Source organism: Fodinicola feengrottensis, from assembly GCF_010993775.1.
GTDB classification, from domain to species: domain Bacteria; phylum Actinomycetota; class Actinomycetes; order Mycobacteriales; family HKI-0501; genus Fodinicola; species Fodinicola feengrottensis.
On record NZ_WOTO01000069.1, the window covers coordinates 30,605 to 47,306 of the forward strand.

The 16,702-nt window shown below is 66.9% G+C and carries 11 protein-coding genes and 4 pseudogenes; 8 read left to right on the forward strand and 7 right to left on the reverse strand.

The window, feature by feature from the left end; genetic code table 11:
- The first annotated feature begins 16 nt into the window (after window positions 1–16).
- Complete coding sequence (locus GNX96_RS41665) at window positions 17–1,120, forward strand: MFS transporter (RefSeq protein WP_163573098.1); 1,104 nt, start codon at window positions 17–19, stop codon at window positions 1,118–1,120.
- Between the two features lie 112 nt (window positions 1,121–1,232).
- Here the strand turns inward: GNX96_RS41665 and GNX96_RS41670 are convergent, their stop codons facing one another.
- The 3 genes and pseudogenes from GNX96_RS41670 to GNX96_RS66315 all read right to left on the reverse strand — a co-directional run.
- A complete protein-coding gene (locus tag GNX96_RS41670) occupies window positions 1,233–1,922 on the reverse strand; it encodes an alpha/beta fold hydrolase (protein ID WP_163573099.1) in 690 nt (229 codons plus the stop codon).
- A gap of 265 nt (window positions 1,923–2,187) precedes the next feature.
- Window positions 2,188–2,835 (reverse strand): helix-turn-helix domain-containing protein, encoded by a 648-nt coding sequence (locus tag GNX96_RS66310; protein WP_390624289.1) that lies wholly within the window; start codon window positions 2,833–2,835, stop codon window positions 2,188–2,190.
- An 85-nt stretch (window positions 2,836–2,920) separates the two neighbouring features.
- Window positions 2,921–3,388 (reverse strand): annotated as a pseudogene (locus GNX96_RS66315) (AraC-like ligand-binding domain-containing protein); the annotation flags it as partial.
- 101 nt (window positions 3,389–3,489) lie between these two features.
- Between GNX96_RS66315 and GNX96_RS59240 the strand changes: the two are divergent.
- Window positions 3,490–3,624: a hypothetical protein gene (locus tag GNX96_RS59240; protein WP_279582900.1), complete on the forward strand. Its 135-nt coding sequence runs from the start codon at window positions 3,490–3,492 to the stop codon at window positions 3,622–3,624.
- A 1,587-nt stretch (window positions 3,625–5,211) separates the two neighbouring features.
- On the opposite strand, the gene GNX96_RS41685 is transcribed toward GNX96_RS59240, so the two are convergent.
- Both GNX96_RS41685 and GNX96_RS41690 read right to left on the reverse strand, forming a co-directional pair.
- The gene (locus GNX96_RS41685; RefSeq protein ID WP_163573101.1) at window positions 5,212–5,730 is read right to left on the reverse strand and encodes a putative immunity protein; all 519 of its coding nucleotides are present in this window, start codon (window positions 5,728–5,730) and stop codon (window positions 5,212–5,214) included.
- A 128-nt stretch (window positions 5,731–5,858) separates the two neighbouring features.
- A complete protein-coding gene (locus GNX96_RS41690) occupies window positions 5,859–7,103 on the reverse strand; it encodes an HNH endonuclease (RefSeq protein ID WP_163573102.1) in 1,245 nt (414 codons plus the stop codon).
- A 432-nt stretch (window positions 7,104–7,535) separates the two neighbouring features.
- Here GNX96_RS41690 and GNX96_RS41695 point away from each other — a divergent pair.
- Window positions 7,536–9,573 (forward strand): annotated as a pseudogene (locus GNX96_RS41695) (thioredoxin domain-containing protein); the annotation flags it as partial.
- Window positions 9,574–9,665: 92 nt separating this feature from the next.
- On the opposite strand, the pseudogene GNX96_RS41700 reads toward GNX96_RS41695, so the two are convergent.
- Window positions 9,666–11,229: pseudogene (locus GNX96_RS41700) on the reverse strand (solute symporter family protein).
- The gene (locus tag GNX96_RS41705) at window positions 11,226–11,558 is read right to left on the reverse strand and encodes a DUF485 domain-containing protein (protein WP_279582903.1); all 333 of its coding nucleotides are present in this window, start codon (window positions 11,556–11,558) and stop codon (window positions 11,226–11,228) included. The pseudogene GNX96_RS41700 and the gene GNX96_RS41705 overlap by 4 nt, the downstream one beginning before the upstream one ends.
- A 608-nt stretch (window positions 11,559–12,166) precedes the next feature.
- Between GNX96_RS41705 and GNX96_RS66320 the strand changes: the two are divergent.
- The 5 genes and pseudogenes from GNX96_RS66320 to GNX96_RS41725 form a co-directional block, all read left to right on the forward strand.
- Window positions 12,167–13,003 (forward strand): annotated as a pseudogene (locus GNX96_RS66320) (nitrate- and nitrite sensing domain-containing protein); the annotation flags it as partial.
- Window positions 13,004–13,650: 647 nt separating this feature from the next.
- The gene (locus tag GNX96_RS66325; protein WP_390624290.1) at window positions 13,651–14,688 is read left to right on the forward strand and encodes an ATP-binding protein; all 1,038 of its coding nucleotides are present in this window, start codon (window positions 13,651–13,653) and stop codon (window positions 14,686–14,688) included.
- A 99-nt stretch (window positions 14,689–14,787) separates the two neighbouring features.
- The gene (locus GNX96_RS41715; protein ID WP_163573104.1) at window positions 14,788–15,240 is read left to right on the forward strand and encodes a roadblock/LC7 domain-containing protein; all 453 of its coding nucleotides are present in this window, start codon (window positions 14,788–14,790) and stop codon (window positions 15,238–15,240) included.
- A gap of 16 nt (window positions 15,241–15,256) precedes the next feature.
- Entirely contained in the window at window positions 15,257–15,973 is a 717-nt protein-coding gene (locus tag GNX96_RS41720; protein ID WP_279582901.1) for a DUF742 domain-containing protein, read from the forward strand.
- Entirely contained in the window at window positions 15,954–16,532 is a 579-nt protein-coding gene (locus GNX96_RS41725; RefSeq protein WP_279582902.1) for a GTP-binding protein, read from the forward strand. The genes GNX96_RS41720 and GNX96_RS41725 overlap by 20 nt, the downstream gene beginning before the upstream one ends.
- The last annotated feature ends 170 nt before the right edge of the window (window positions 16,533–16,702 follow it).

The following is a 16,702-nucleotide window of genomic DNA, read 5'->3' on the forward strand; positions in this document are numbered from 1 at the left end:
CTTCCGCTGACCGCCGTTGTCTACCTGCACGCGGCACCGGCTCAGCTGGGCGTTTCTCGGCGCGCTCGCATTTGCCCCGCAGCTCGTGCTGGGACTGCCGGCGGGCGTGTGGGTGGACCGACTTCCGTACCGGCGCGTCCTGGTGCTGGCGGACTTGGCGCAGGCGCTGCTGGTCGGCTCGATTCCGGTGCTCGCCCTGTTCGGCGCGCTGCGCCTTTGGCATCTCTATATCGTCGTTTTGCTTACTGGCGCTGCTAATCTCTTCGAGACAGTGACTGCTCAGTCCTTCACCCCAGCGCTGGTTTCCCGTGACGATCTGCTGCCGGCCAACAGTGCTTTGATGGTCAGCAACGCGAGCGTCAACACGGCCGGTTCGGCCGTCGGCGGGTTGCTGGTGGTGTTGTTTGACCGCACCGATCGCGATCGCGGTGGACGCGGTCTCTTTCCTGGTGGCCGGTCTGACCAAAGCGCGCATTCAAGTGGCGGGCGGTGCTTCGAGCGTACGGCCCAAAAATCTGTGGGTGGGCGTCTTCGAAGGACTGCGGGCGGTCTTCGGGCACCGGACCATTCGCGCGGTGACCATCGCCGCCACGGTCGGCGCGCTGGCTGGTCAGATGCAGAATGTGGTGTGTTGGTGTTTTATCTCGTACGAACTCTCGATTTTCCGCCGGGGCTTGTAGGCGTGGTCATCGCGATCGCCGGTGGTGCCGGGATTTTGGGCGCCCTGCTGGCAACGCCGATCACCCGACGGATCGGCCCCGGCCGGGCTTTCATCACCGGGCTGGGCGTCGCGGCCGCGGCTGGCTTGTTGGTGGCGGGGCCTTTCGTTGTTCTTGTCTTGGCCTCACAGCTTTTCCGCGGTGCCGGCCCGTCACTTTACGGGGTCAACCAGCAAACTTTCCGGCAGGCGTTGATCGCCCCGGAACTGCTCTCGCGCGCGAATGCCACCTGGCGATTTCTGGTCTACGGCACCCAAACGCTCGGTGCGCTGCTCGGCGGTGTGCTCGGCTCGGTCGCCAGTGCCCGGGTCACTTTGTTGGTCAGCGGTGGCGCAATGGCGCTGGCTACCGCGATCGCGCTGTTTTCGCCACTGCGCCACCGAACAGTTCAGGCCGGCTGACCGTTTTCCGCGGTGACAAAGAATTCGAGCAGCTCTGGTACGAGTGCGGCCGGGTCGACATTGTGCGTCTGGTGCTCCAGCACTCGGTGCGCCGCGCCGGGAATCGTTGCGGCTACTGCCTTTCCGGCATTGACCATCCATGCCGGGCTGGCGCCGCCGGTGAGGACCAGCGTCGCTGGGGGTCACCGTCGCGAGCCGCTCGGCCGGCAGGGCGTTGCCCGGTCCCATCACGGCGGCCTCGTACGCCAGCGTGTGCGCGATGGTTTCGCTGGCCAGCCACGACGGGGTCGGCCCGCATGATGGCGACCAGCTCGGTGGGGACCTGCGCCGCTTCGGTCATGAACATCGCCACCGCGTCCCCTGCCCGGCCGCTGTCGACCAGCTTTCCCAGCCGATCCGCGAAATCGGGCGACAGGGGCGGCGCGGTTTCGTCGACGTGATAGGGCGGCTCCCAGAGCGCCAGCCGGGTGATCGGGAGGCCACCGAAAGCCGCCTGGAGCACCAGACCGGATCCGCTGGACCCGCCGAACACCATCGCCGACCCGCCGGCCGCCGCGATGACGGCAGCGAGGTCCTCGACTTCGCGTTCGACCGCGTACGGGCGAGTGTCGCCGCTTTCGCCGCGACCGCGCCGGTCGTAGTTGAACACCCTGAACCAGGGCGCCAGCGCGGCCGCCACGGTCGCCAGGGTGGGATGCGTTTTGTCAGTGAAGGCACCATGAACCAGCACGATCGCCGGACCGTCGCCGGTCCGGTCGTACCCGATCCTGGTGCCGTCCGCTGAGGTCACCATGGCTGTCATCGGCATTCTTTTCAGTCGGTGGGACGAACCAGGCAGAGGGCTTCCCAGTGGTGGCCGTCCAGATCCCGGAAGGCACGCTGATAACGGCCACCTTCGTCCCGGGCCTCGCCGATCGGGGTGGCGCCGGCCGCGAGCGCCTTGTCGACCAGCCCGTCCACCTGTGCGCGGTCCTCGAGGCCCAGCGCGAGCATTACCTGCGTGCTCTTGGCCGGGTCGGCGATGTCATTTGCGATGAACGAGCTGAAAAGTGGCTTCTTCAGCAGCATCACCTGGGTGCGCTCGCTGATGATGACCGATGCCATGTCCTCGGTCGCGCCGAAGAAATCGAAGCTGAGGGCGGTGAAAAAGGCCTTGGACCGGTCCAGATCCTCGACCGGGAGGTTGACGAACAGTGTCGCGGCCATCGCGGACTCCTTTCGTTGTTGGCGACAGTCTGCGCGGCGCGTACCCGTCCGGTCTTGGTTTCCGGTGCCAGCCTCTTGACTATCCGTGCACGCCCACCGAGGCCGTCGGCAGGAGGCAGCGGTGCCGGTATTCGACCGGTGGCAATCCGTACGTACGATGGAAAAGCCGGCTGAAATGCGCTGGATCCGGCAGCCCCCCAGCGGGCCGCGATCGCACTGACAGGCAGGGTGTGCAAAGCCGGGTCCGCCAGGTCGTGGCGACATTTCTCCAGCCGCCGATGTCGAATCCAAGCCGCCACAGTGGTGTGCTGGGGCTCGAAAAGTCGGTGCAGGTAACGTAAAGACACGTGATGGGCGGCCGCGATCAGACCGGGCGTGAGATCGGTTTCGGCCAGATGTTCTTCGATGAAGGCGTTGACGCGTACGAACATCGTCCGCTGTTGCGTTTGCGCCGACACCGCGTCGATGCGGTCGATCCGCTCGGCGACAGCGGTGGTGATCAGGTCCATCACCACCGTCGACAGTCGGGCCGCGCTGGCGGGCTGGTAGGTCTCCACGTCGGCGGCGACCCGGCGCAGCAGGGGCCACCAGCGCGCCGGTCCCTTCGGCGGTGATCGGCACCGCGGTGAGCTCGCGAACCGAACCCGCCGGCAGCGCCAGCATTTCCCGCGGAAAGCTGAAAACCGCGAGTCGTACGGTTGAGTCGTAGGCCAGCTCGTACGGCCGGGCGAAGTCGTAAATCGCGAAATCGCCGCTGCGCAGTTGCGAGGCGCGTCCGTCCTGCCGGAGCCGGGGGCTGCCGGAAATCGCCAGCACCGCCCGGTAAAGCTCGCGGCTGTCCCGGCCGACCTGACCGGCGGTCCGTCTGACGCCGTGTGGCGTGGTGGTCTGGATGCGGCCGACCCGCAGCGGACCGAGCGTGTCCGCGTGGATCTCGCCGCGCAGTGGCACGTCCGGGTCGACGTACACGTCCAACGGGCCAAGCATGTCCGCGGCCACGCTCCGCCAGGCGTCGTGGCGTTGCCGGGCCGGCACGTCACGTGCACGGATCAAGATTGTCATCGCACTGTCCCTCCGTCGCCCATAATAGGGACGTGGGGCCGTCGGCGGATGCCGATAGAGAAGGCGCTCTGGCCAGGCTAAAGATGCACTACTCTGCTGGTATGACCTCTCGCGACCGGGTTCTGCCGCCCTGGCTGGAAGACCTCGCCGCGTTCGGCCGCGGCGAGAGCCGGGTGCACACGCTCGTACGCAAGTTGCTCGCCCGCCTGCGCGAGCGCGACCACTCGAACCGATAGGCCGGATTCGGACGTCCCCGCAGGGTTGACCGATCCCGCGATGTCTGATTTTGCCGTCACAAAACAGGTTGTGTGAGACAGTGTCGGGGATTCGATCGACATCGAGCCTGGGGATCGGCGATGACGTTTTCGAGTGTTCGCAAGTCTGCCGCACTGGGTCTTGCGCTGGCGGTGTCCCTCGTGGTTGGCGGCATGCCAGGGCCAGCGGCGGCCGCCAGCCAGCCCTTCACCTCCGCGGTGTTTCTAGCGACCCACAACAGTTATTCCGGGAATGTGGACGCGCGCCAAGAATTCCATCGTTTACCAGTTGGATCATGGCGTACGATTTGTCGAATTCGACATCCAGGACAACGACTACGCCACCGACCACGACTATTCCATCGGGCACAACAGTGCCGGCGACGCGGTCGACCATGCTGGCAATCCGGCGTCGAATCTTTTGCGGGACTGGCTGAATGTGGTGGCCGGTTGGTCGAACGCACATCCGACACACGCGCCGCTGGTGGTCATGCTCGATCTCAAGGACGACCTGACCGACAACGTGTCGTACGCGGCCGGCAACCTGACCGCGCTCAACCAGGAGCTCGAAACGGCGTTCGGTTCAAGTTTGCTTAAAGCCAAGGACTATCCGGCCGGCCAACCGACGGTCGACGCTTTGCGCGGTCGCGTACTGACGTTGTTGTCCGGTGATCCGACCAGCCGCAGCGAATACCATCGCGACCTCGGCTATCACCCGGCCGTCGCGCTGAACGGTCACGGCCAAATCGTTGAGGTGCACGATTCCGGCGGTGGCGGCCTTTGGTACTGGACCGGCACGTACGGTGCCGACGGGACCGTCACGTGGTTGCGGCATGGACACTACGACAGTGGGACGACACCTGCGGTTGCGCTTAACGACAACGGTTGGCTCGTCGAAGTCCATCAGTCGGAGACCGCGAGCACACTTTGGTACCACGTCGGCCATTTGGGCGCCGACGGCGAGATTACCTGGTCCGCCAGCCACAAGTACGACAGTGGCGTACTGCCCACCGTCGCCTTTACCAACCCCGCCGGCACCACGGTGCGGGAAATTCATCGCAGCCAGTCCAACAGCCAGAACTGGGACTGGAACGGCGTGCTGGACACCGGCTCGGGAACAGTCGCCTGGACCGGAAACGCGAAGACATCCGATGCCGCCTTCGACAAGTCCACCTCGATCCGTGGCACAGCCCACATCACTGTCTCCACCGGCGCCGACGGCGCCGCTCCCGTACAAACCCTGCGGTACGCGACAGACCGCCAGCCGTCGACCCGGATTCGTTACCAGCAAACGGCTTTTGACGAATTCCAGAAAGGCGACAGTGCACTTCTGCAAGAAGGCGCACTCTTCTACGCGGCCCCTGCCACCGAGTCCGCCTTCATCATCGCCGCCCGCCAGTCCGGCCACATCGTCCGCGGCTGGGACTTCGATTCAGCCACCCTCGCCACCAACCCGATCGCCAACTACCCAGCCACCACCACAACCCCTGGAGCGACTGGTATCAAACCCTGCTCACCCAATCGGGCGCAGTTCAGTAGCCTCATGCCGAAACACGGAGAATCTGCGGCTCAGCAGTCGAAGACTGACCAACAGATGCTGTTTCGCAACCGCTGGTCGTCGATGACGAGCTCGCGAATCGCCTCCGGAAGCTGGTCACGCTGCCATTGGCATTCGAGTCGACCCGCAGCCCCGGCCTCGTCTTTCGGCGCAGCAGCCCGTGCGGCCTTGATCGCATAGGCGGCCGCACCGAGTTCGTGGGCGGCGGCGACATGCGCCACGGCGCCAGCCTGACCAGCAGCGTACGCGGCGTACCGTGCCGCTCCTCGCTTGTCCCGCGCTGCCCCCATGGCATGACCGCCGGCCGCGCGAGACTCCATCATCTTGACCTCGCCACGCACCCAGGCGCGGGCATGCTCAATGGCCTGGCGCGGCCGTGGATCCCCAGGGTGAGGGGACTCGAATAGTTCCAGGACGTGCTCAGCGCATGAGGTCGCCCAAAGGGCGAGTAGATGGTGATCCGAATCCGTCAAGGTCCCACCGCGGCGGACCGTCACGAAGCGCGGGTCTCGAACTGGCGGCAGGATCATGGTTGGCGCTCTCTTCCGTACGTTCGCCAACATCCTACTCATCAGGCAGGTGGCATTTTTTTGGCAAGCGGTAGGGCAGGGTTGTGGGCCGCCGGGTGTGGTGGTGCCCGGCGGCCGGGTGGATTTTCCTATGCGGCGAGCTGGTTAATCCCGCGGATGGGTCTTCGTTCGCGGTCAACGTACGCGGGCGGAAGGAATTCAACAATTCCGTCAACAATGCGTACGTCCCAGCCGCCGTGGTGGACGAGCCGATGGCAGCGATCGCACAGGAGCACGCAGTTTTCAAGGAAAGTAGCCCCACCGTCCGCCCAGTGCTGCACGTGGTGCCCCCTCGTCCAGCGGGGTGGTCGGCCGCACCTGGCGCAGCCTTTGTCTCGCGCTATCAGGGCTTTGCGTAGGGCTGGTGTGATGAGTCGTTCGTTGCGCCCGACATCCAGGGGCACGCTGTCGCTGCCCAGCACCATCGGGATAATGTCCGCGTCACACGCCAGCCGGCGGACGCCTTCTGGGGAAATCGGTGCACCACTGTACGGATAAGCGACACCGAGCCGCTCGCGCAGCATGTCCCAGCTTATGGTGATGGTGAGATGCGGCCGCTCGGCGCCCTGGATGGGGAGTTTCCCGGAGTCCGCGATCAGATTCAGGGCTTCCGCGAGCGCGTCCCCGTTGCGCCAGACAGACACTGACCGCTGATCAGGGGTGCCGTTCTCAGCGGGGCGAGGTTTGGCCAGTGGACTGAGGATTTCACTGAAGAGCGTGCCGGTTTCGCCGTCGAAGGAGCCGGTGAAGTTCAGGCGTCCGTCTGTGCCGGTGTGGAGGGATAGTTCGCGGCGTGGTGTCTCGTTTTCGTGTTCGGAGGGCGCTGGTCCGTCGGGGTCCAGGTGGTCGTGGATGCGTCGCCCTACTTTGGCTAGGCCTGGTGCGGTGTACCGTTTCGCGTGTTCCACCAGGGAAGCTTCGGCTTCTTCACGGTCTTTGATGTTTACCCTGGCCGGGAGCCTGGTCACGACCCCAACAATCGTGTCGATTTGGGAGTCCGCGAGCTCACCACGGCGCATCGCCTCACTCGCGATACTGAGTGTGGGCGCGAGCGTTTCACCGGTCAGGGCTTGACTGGGGCACAGGTTCAGGGCCCGCTTGTAGCGCCGGGACGCCTCCGTGGGAGACAGCCGCAGGAGATCCTGCAGCATCCCCAGGGTGTTGCGGTGCCCGAGCGTCTTGCCGACATTTCCCCGGTGGATCGCCGCGACAATGTCCAACACCTCGACCTGCAGCAGCCGGACCGCTTTTTCTTTCTCCTGCAGCAGCTCACCGAGCTCGTCCGGGTCACACCTCCAGAGTTCTGGAGTGGTGGTGTCGTCGCCGGCGGCCATGCTGTTAATTCTACCGCTGGCACCGACAGTTTGATCACGTACGGGCAATCAGGAAATGCATACTTTCACAATAACCTCAACGAAACATAGAGCGCGCGCGTTCAAGTCTTTGCGGGCGAGAACGTTGGGCCTCAGAACGCAAATCGCGACGCGGTTAGGCCAAGGGACGACAAGTTACCCAAGAGGTGATGCTGGCTGCTGGAATCACAGATCGGGCTCCAGTCTGGTGTTTTCAACTATGCCCCAGCGGGAATCGGCGCGTCCGGGTCGTATGCCTCCCGGGTCAAGCAAGGTGGTCGCACGACGACCTGAATAGTCGGCCAGGCTGGAGCGCAGTACTGAGCCGGTGGCTCACCTGAGCGGAGCTCAGTGCATCGAGCGACGCTTGCGACGGCTAGGAGTTCGTGGAAGCGCAGTAGCCGTGGGTCGGAGATGAGTCACAGCGGCAGATGGCGGGTACGGCACTGCTGGGGGCACGTTGCGTGTGACGATGGTGGGGTGAATCGGTTAGGGAGTGCGACGTCGCCCTATCTGCTCCAGCATGCGGACAACCCGGTGGAGTGGTGGGAGTGGTCAGATGCGGCTTTTGAGGAGGCCCGCCGGCGCGACGTGCCGGTGTTGGTCTCGGTCGGGTACGCGGCCTGTCATTGGTGTCATGTGATGGCGCATGAGTCGTTTGAGAACGCGGAGATCGCCGCGTTGGTCAACGAGAACTGTGTGCCGATCAAGGTTGACCGGGAGGAGCGACCGGACGTCGACGCGGTCTACATGGAGGCCACGCAGGCGATGACGGGCAGGGTGGGGGTGGCCGATGACGGTGTTCGCCACTCCGGACGGTCAGCCCTTCTTCTGCGGGACGTATTTTCCGCCCGCCAACTTCGCGCGGCTCGTGTCCGCGGTCGCGGACGCCTGGCAGAACAGGCGGGACGCGGTGCTGAAGCAGAGCGCGGAGGTTGTCCAGGCGTTGGGGAGCCGGCTGCCGGCCGGTGGGCCGCTCAGTGCGGAGCTGGTGGACGGCTGCATTGCCGTTCTGCACAAGGATTACGATGCGGCGCGCGGTGGTTTTGGTGGGGCGCCCAAGTTTCCGCCGTCGTCGGTGTTGGAGTTCCTGCTTCGGCACCATCATCGGACTGGCTCCGCGGTCGCACTGTCCATGGTGGAGGGTACGGCCGAGGCGATGGCCCGGGGCGGTATGTACGACCAGTTGGCCGGCGGTTTCGCTCGCTACTCGGTGGATGCCACCTGGACTGTGCCGCATTTCGAGAAGATGTTGTACGACAACGCTTTGCTGCTCCGCGCGTACACGCACCTCTGGCAGCGGACCGGGTCGCCGTTGGCGCAGCGGGTCGCGGACGAGACGGTTGCCTTCCTGCTGACGGATGTGAAGACGGCAGAGGGCGCGTTCGCGGCGTCGCTGGACGCTGACACCGACGGTGTCGAGGGCTTGACGTACGCCTGGACACCCGATCAGCTCGTCGAGGTTCTTGGCCCTGACAACGGAAAGTGGGCCGCGGATCTGCTCTCGGTGACGAAGGAAGGAACGTTCGAACACGGCTCCAGTGTGCTGCAGTTGCGGACGGATCCGGACGATGTGGACCGTTGGGCGGAAATCCAGCAGCAGCTGTGGGCGGCACGGGCAGTACGGCCGCAGCCGGCGATGGACGACAAGGTGGTGGCGTCCTGGAACGGGTTGGCTATCACCGCTTTGGTCGAGTACGGCGTGCTTCGCGGCAGTCCGTCCACTGTGGACTTGGCGGCCTCGGCCGGCGACCTGATCTGGCACCTGCATTTCGTTGACGGCCGGCCGGCTGCGGCGGGCGTCGCGGCATGGCGTGGTGGGGGCGCCGGCCGGAGTGCTGGAGGACTACGCGGCATTGGCTGAGGCGTTTTTGTTGCTGCATCAAGCAACTGGGTCGCTGCACTGGTTGTCCCGCGCCGAACAGCTGCTGGGCATCGTGCTGGATCATTTCGCGGACGGCGAGGGTGGCTTCTTTGACACCGCCGACGATGCGGAGGCGTTGGTCGTACGGCCGGCGGAGATGACCGATGGCGCGACGCCGTCCGGGATGTCGCTGGCCTGCGAGGCCCTGCTCACGTACGCGGCGCTGACGGGGTCGTCCCGGCATCGGGAGGCCGCCGAGGCCGGGCTCAACCGGCTGTCGACCGTGATGGCGCGGGCGCCCCGGTTCGCCGGCTGGGCGCTCGCGGTGGCCGAGGCCGCGTTGGCGGGGCCGTATCAGGTTGCCGTCGCGGGGGATCCGGACGGTACGAGCGAGCTGCGTCGAGCCGCGTGGGCGGCGGGTTCTTCGCGGGCGCGGTGGTGGTTTTTGGCGAGCCGGACGCGCCGGGAGTGCCGCTGCTGGCTGACCGGCCGCTCGTCGGGGGCCAGCCGGCCGCCTACCCGTGCCGGGGTTTTGTCTGCGACCTTCCGCTCACCGAGCCGGGTGCGCTGCGCGCGAGCTGCTCTCGCCGGCGAGCCAGCCGGAGCTCTGAGCGCGGGACAAAGTCCCACTTTCGGCGCCGAGCGTGGGACAAAGTCCCGCACTCGGCGCCGAAAGAGTGCTACGAGCCGATGCCGGTGAGGGAGCGGACTTCCATTTCGGCCTGTCGGCGGGGTTCGGAGTGGCCGCGCGAAATGACGGTGCCCAGGAAAGCGAAAAGGAACGACACTGGAATGGAGACAATGCCGGGGTTTGTCAGCGGGAAGTATGCGAAATGCAGGTGCGGGAAAATGGACATGGGGGAGCCGGAAACGGTCGGGGAGAGCACGACGAGCGCGAAGCACGAGATCAGTCCACTGTAGTTCCCCAGAGCGTGCCGCTGGTGTTGAAACGTTTCCAGAACAGCGTGTAGAGGATCGTCGACAGGTTCGCGGACGCGGCGAAGGCGAAGGCCAGTGCCACCAGGAAGGCGACGTTCTGGCCGTTCGCGAGGATGCCGCCGGCGATGGACAGCAGGCCGAAAACCACCGCGGAGATGCGGGCTACCCGGATTTCGGCGCCGGGGCGGGCCCGGCCTCGGGCGATGATGTTTGCGTATACATCGTGGGCAAAAGACGCCGACGCGGCCAGCGTGAGGCCGGCGACAACAGCCAGGATGGTGGCGAAGGCGACGGCCGCGACGACGGCCAGCAGCACGGTGCCGCCAATGTGTAATGCGAGCAGTGGCGCGGCCGAGTTCTGTCCGCCGGGGGCGGCGAGGATCGCGTCGGTGCCGACCAAAGCGGCCGCACCGAAGCCGACTATCAGCGTGGCCAGGTAGAAAATGGACATCGTCCAGGTCGCCCACACCACCGATCGGCGGCTTCGCGGGCGTTGGGCACGGTGTAGAACCGCATCAGAATGTGCGGGAGACCGGCCACGCCGAGGACCAAAGCCAGTGAAAGCGACACGAAATCCAGTTTGCTCAGGTCGGTTTTGCCGTATTCCACCCCAGGGCTGAGGATCGCCGTGCCTTTCGGGTTGTGCGCGGCCGCCTGTTCCATGATCGCCGAGATGCTGAAACCGAACTTTCCCAACAGGAAGACGGTGATCAGGGTGATCGTCAGCATCAGCAACGCGGCTTTGATGATCTGTACGAAAGTGGTCCCGCGCATCCCGCCGACCAGTACGTAGAAGATCATCACCAGCCCGACGCCGATGATCACCAGCGCCTGGCCCCATCTGGTGTGTACGTTGAGCAGCAATGCCACCAAACCGCCGGCGCCGGCCATTTGCGCGACCATATAGAAAAACGAGATAGCCAGCGTGGAAGTGGCCGCGGCGGCTCGGACCGGGCGTTGGCGCATCCGGAAGCTCAGCACGTCACCCATCGTGAACCGGCCGGTGTTGCGCAGCAGTTCCCCGACCAACAGCAGGTTGACCAGCCACGCCACCAGGAAGCCGATGGAATAGAGGAAACCGTCGTAGCCGTTGATGGCGATCGCGCCGGCGATGCCCAGGAACGAGGCCGCGGACAGGTAGTCGCCGGCCATCGCCAGCCCGTTCTGTGGGCCGCTCAGGCCGCGGCCGGCCGCGTAGTAGTCGACCGTGGTGCTGTTCCGGTTGCCGGCCCGGTAAACGACGAAAAGCGTGACAAGCAGGAATGCCACGAAAACCGCCGTATTGATGAGGGGATTTCCTGTCACTCCGCCTCCAAACCGGCCTGCCGGCGGATCTCGGTGACCCGCGGGTCGATCCGCCGGCGGGCGAACCGGACGTACCAGGTGGTGATCACCAGCGTCGACACGAACTGCAGAGCGCCGAGCACCAAGCCGACCGTGATGGTGCCATAGAGCCGGTAGCTCATGAAGCTGTGCGCGTACGCGGCGAGCAGCACGAAGGCGAGATACCAGCCGAGGAACACCACGGTCATCGGGAACACGAACCGGCGCAGCCGGCGGCGCAGGTCGGCGAACTCCGGGCTGGCCTGGATGGCCAGATAATCTGGCTGTTGATCCAGCGGCAGCCCGGACAGCGCGCCAGTGTGTTCAGAGAGACCGTGTTCAGAGAGATGGTGGTCAGAAAGGCTGTGTTCGGAAAGAGCCTGTCCGAAGGCGCCGGCTGGGGAATTATGCAACGGCATCGTCGGCGGCTGCCCGTACGGTGGCTGTGACATTCGTCCCTCCCGGCCGGTGGTTCGACACCCTGTTGTCAAGGTCCATCAAGCGGTGCCGTTTATGCGCGCCACTCATGAAAGGGACGCGTATAGTTCATTTCCGGGTCGTTGGCCATCGTCGCCACCGACTATTAATTCCTCGCTGTTCGCAGGGTGCGGAACAACTGTGCCGGTGGTGTAAAGTTGCCTCCACTCGCGGGGATCCTAGCAGGGTGTATTCCCCAAAAGATTGTCCCGGTGTTCGGCGTTTGGCAAGAAAAGTTACGGCAGTAAACGGTAAGCGGTGAACGTGATTGGTCTGGGTGTGGCCAACGCTGAGCCCGGCGGGTTTGTGCACCGCGCCCATCGGGCGGTGAACCGCCCAGGATTTCGGCCCGCCACCACGGATTCCCGCGGGGGAGTGACCGCGAAGGGGGTCGGGATGGCTGGACGAGCGGGCTGCACCCGACCGGACGGGCAATAGGTCGATGGACGACAGCGCGTACGAGCGTCCCCGCCGCGCCGGGTTGACCCGCTGGCGGGACTGGCGGCTGACCACCAAGCTGGTCGCCGTTATCGGCGTGCCGCTGCTCTTCCTGTTCACGCTCGGCGGGGTGCAGATCCAGGGCGCGGTCGCGAAGACGAGTGAGTACGCCCGAACGCAGAAACTCGTCGCCGTCACCGCCGCGCTGGGCGATGTCGTTGCTGGCCTGCAACAGGAGCGTACGGCCGCGGCCACCGAGATCGCGGCTGGCACTCGCGGCGCTGGCATGGAGCCGTACTACCGCGTCACCGACAGTGCCAACAAGGCCCTCTCCCAGCGGTTATCCGCCGCCGGGCCACTGCCGGCCGGGCTGCGTCCGACGGCCATTTCGGCGTTGTCCGGGCTGTCGTCCCTACGTACGTCCGCCGAGCCGGCGGCGCAGGTCGTCGACGGATATTCGCGGCTCATCGGGCCGCTGCGGCTTTTTGACCAGGAGTTGGCCGCTGGGTTGGCCGACCCGCGGCTCAGCGCGGCCGCGCTGGCGCTTTTCGACCTGCGGGCGGTGCAGGAGGAAGTCGCGGTGCAGCGGGCCGTGCTGGCCGGTACGAGCGGGACGATCACCGCCGCCCAACGGGACCTGGTGCGCGCCTCGGATGCCCGGATGGCCGTACGGGCCGCCGATTTCCTGGCCAGCGCGAGCCCGGCCGACGCGGCTCTCTATCAGAACGCGATGGGTGCGTCGGCGGCCCGCAGTCGTGAGCAGCTAAAAGTAGAGGTGCTTGGCGCTGAGCCGACTGTGCCGGCCGGGTGGAACGGCGCTTCCGATCAGACCGCGATGGCGCTCAACGGGCTCGCGATCACGTTGACCCCGGCAGCTGCAAGCCCAAGTCGCGCAGCTACGCGAAAACGCCAGCAACGCGGCCGGGCTCGCGTCGGTGATCCTCTTCGTGGCGTTGCTGATAGCGGCCAGCGTGATGATCGCGATCGCTCGCCAGCTGGTCCGCTCGCTGGGCGCGTTGCGCCGGCGGGCCGACGATGTGGCCGCCCGCCGGTTGCCGGCCGCGGTGGCCGACCTGCGGGCCGGCCGCCGGGTGGACACCATGGTCGCGTTGGTCGCCGGGCCGGACGAGATCGGCCAGCTCGGCGCCGCTTTCGACGCGGTGCACGCGCAGGCGTTGCGGCTGGCGGTCGAGCAGACCCGGCTGCGGGGCAACTACGCGGAGATCTTCGTCAACTGTCCCGCCGCAGTGAGACGCTCGTACAGCGCCAGCTGGCCCTGATCGAGCAGCTGGAGCAGGACGAGGACGACCCGGACCAGCTGTCGATCCTGTTCCAGCTGGACCACCTGGCCACCCGGATGCGGCGCAACAACGAGAACCTGATGGTGCTCTCCGGTACGGACGTGACCAGGCAGTTCACCCGTCCGGTCGGGCTACAGGACGTGTTGCGCGCGGCGGTCTCGGAGATCGAGCACTACCAGCGGGGGTGGTGGTCGGGCCGCCGGCCGCGCTGGCCGTCGCCGGCTATGCGGTCGGTGATGTCGTACGCCTGGTCGCCGAGCTGCTGGACAACGCCACCGCGTTCTCCCCGCCGAGCACCCAGGTCACCGTCAGCTGCTATCCGGCCCGCGCTGGCGGGGTGTCGCTGGACATCCTCGACCACGGCATTGGCATGCCGCAGGAACAGGTCGAGGCTTCCAACGCGCAGCTGTCGTCGACCGCCGAGATGGAGCCGCAGCACGTCCCGCCGGATGGGCTTGTTCGTGGTCGGCCGGCTTGCCCGCCGGCACGGCGTGCGGGTGCTGCTGCACTCCGGCGAGGAGCTCGGCGGCGTACGAGCGACCATCACGCTGCCGGCGGCGCTGCTGCAGCCGGAGAGCGAAGCCCAGCACGCCGGCCCGGCGGACGAGTGGCGGCCGTCGCCGCGGCAGAAGGTGCTCAACGGCGGCCACCGCGCCGATTTGCTGGCCAGCCTGCCCAAACGGCGGCCGCGGCGGCTCGCCAAGGCACCTCGGACGGTGCCGCCGCCGGTCGGCCCCGAGCAGGTCTCGCCGGCCCCGGTCAACGGCTCGGCGATCTCGGCGATCTCGCCGGCCATCGCGGCCGCGGCGGCCGCGGTCGAGGAGGTCGCCGGCCTCGCGCCGGAGTGGGCGACCAACGCCGAGCACACCGGCGAGATCCTGATCGCCCCCCGCCGCCGGCCGCCGACCAGGTCGCCGGGCCGCCGGAGGGCACCCCGATCTTCAACCAGATGCAGACCGGCTGGTTCGCCGAAGAAGACGAGAAAACTCCGCAGAAGGCCACCCAGTCGTGGACCCACGGCCGCGGACGCCGACATCGCCGCGGTCACCCGGGCGCTGGCCGGCAAACCCACCAAGGTGACCGCCGCTGGGCTGCCCAAACGGGTGCCGCGAGCGATGCTCGTACCAGGCACCGCGTCCTCCCCGGCACCGGCCGCGGTGGTCCCCGCCGAGCCTCCCGCGAAGGTCGCGCCGATCGCCCGGCAGAGCGCCGAGCGGGTACGTGACCAATTCGCCAGCTACCAACGCGGCGTGCGGCAGGCCCGGTCGGTGGGCGCGGCTGGTAGTACTGACACCACAGTGGACGGGGCAGGACGGGAGAGTGGATGACCGGGAGTGATTCGCCCATCGCCCAGTTCGGCTGGTTGGTCACCACCTTCACCGAGCGGGTGCCGGGTGCCGCGCACGCGGTCGTCGTCTCCACCGACGGGTTGCTGCTGACCGCGTCGGCGCGGCTACCGCAGGACCGCGCCGACCAGTTGGCGGCGGCCGCCGCCGGGCTGCTCAGCCTGGCCCAGGGCGCGGCTCGGTGTTTCGACGCCGGCGGGGTCCGGGAAACGGTCGTCCAGATGGACCGCGGCCTGCTCATGTTGATGGCGATTGGCGAGGGGTCCTGCCTCGCGGTGCTGGCCACGCCGAACTGCGACATCGGCCAGGTCGCGTACGAGATGGCCCTGCTGGTGGAGCAGGTCGGCCAGATCCTCACCCCGCGGCTGCGGGCCGAGCTGCAGGGCACGTCGTATTTGCCGACCGAACCCGTTTCGCCAACCAGAGCCTGAGCGATGACCAGCCGCGGTGAGCCGCCGATCTGGGCTGGCCGGCACGAGCCCGGCCACACCGGCGAGTTCACCGCACTGCCCGCTCCGGCCGAGGACCTGGCCGAGCCGCCGCCGGTCGTGGTGCCGACTACCGACCAGCGGCCGGTCGGCGGCCGGATCGTGTCGATCGAGCCCGGAGGCCGGCCATGTGGCCGCGCACGCGGAGGCGACCTTCGGGGACGTGGTCAACGCCTTCAGCCTCGGCAGCCGGCGCCGGCAGCGGCGCCAGCGTGCCCAGGAGCCGCCCCCGATCGTTGCCGTACGAGCCGAAGTCGCTGGTCAGGACCTGTTCCAGTCGCCCCCGCCGGCACCGCCGGAGGATGTCGAGGCACCCGCGCAGGCGATCACCGTGGACACAGCCGCTACCGTCGTACGCCCGTACACATGGACGAGCGGGCGCACCAAGTCGTCCATCGACCTGGAGATTGAGACGCTGGTATCGACGACCGAGCAGGCTACGGAAACGGCGGCGCCGCGGGTGGAGCACCGCTCGATTGTCCGGCTCTGCGCGCAGCCGCGGTCGGTGGCCGAGGTGGCGTCGGCGCTGTCGGTGCCGCTGGGGGTGGCCAAGGTGTTGCTCGGCGACCTGGCCGACGCCGGCCTGATCGCCGTCCACCGGAACGCGCCGGCCAACGACCGGGACGCGCATCTGGCGCTGATGGAAAGGGTGTTGAGTGGACTCCGTCGCATCTAGCCGGATCACTTCGGCGAAGATCGTGGTGGCCGGCGGTTTCGGGGTCGGCAAGACGACCTTCGTCGGCGCGGTGTCGGAGATCCCGCCGCTGACCACCGAAGCCCAGATCACCACCGCCAGTCTCGGCGTTGACGACCTGGCCGCCACCCCGGACAAGGTCGCCACCACCGTCGCGATGGACTTCGGCCGTCGTACGCTCGCCGAGGACCTGATCCTCTACCTGTTCGGTACGCCTGGGCAGCACCGCTTCTGGTTCATGTGGGACGACCTGGTCCGCGGCGCCATCGGCGCGGTCGTGTTGGTCGACACCCGTCGCCTCGCCGACTCGTTCTCCGCGGTCGACTTCTTCGAAGAGCGCGGTCTGCCGTACGTAGTGGCCGTGAACCGCTTCGACGGCCAACTCCGCCACACCCTCGCCGACGTACGCGAAGCCATGACCATCGACCCCGCCGTCCCCGTCATGTCCTGCGACGCCCGCGACCGCGAATCCACCAAACAAACCCTGATCCGCCTAGTCGAATACGCCATGATCCGCTGGATGACCCCCGCCCGCACGTAGCTCACCCCGCGCGAGCGCACCTTTCACCCACAGTCGGCCAACTCCGACGGCACCCAGGCCCTGTCCCCACCCCGTGCGGACCCGGCACCTTCACACCCAAGTCGGTCAACTTAGACGGGACCCCCCCCGCTGTCCCCGACCCCCGTGCGGACCCTTCACCTTCACACCCA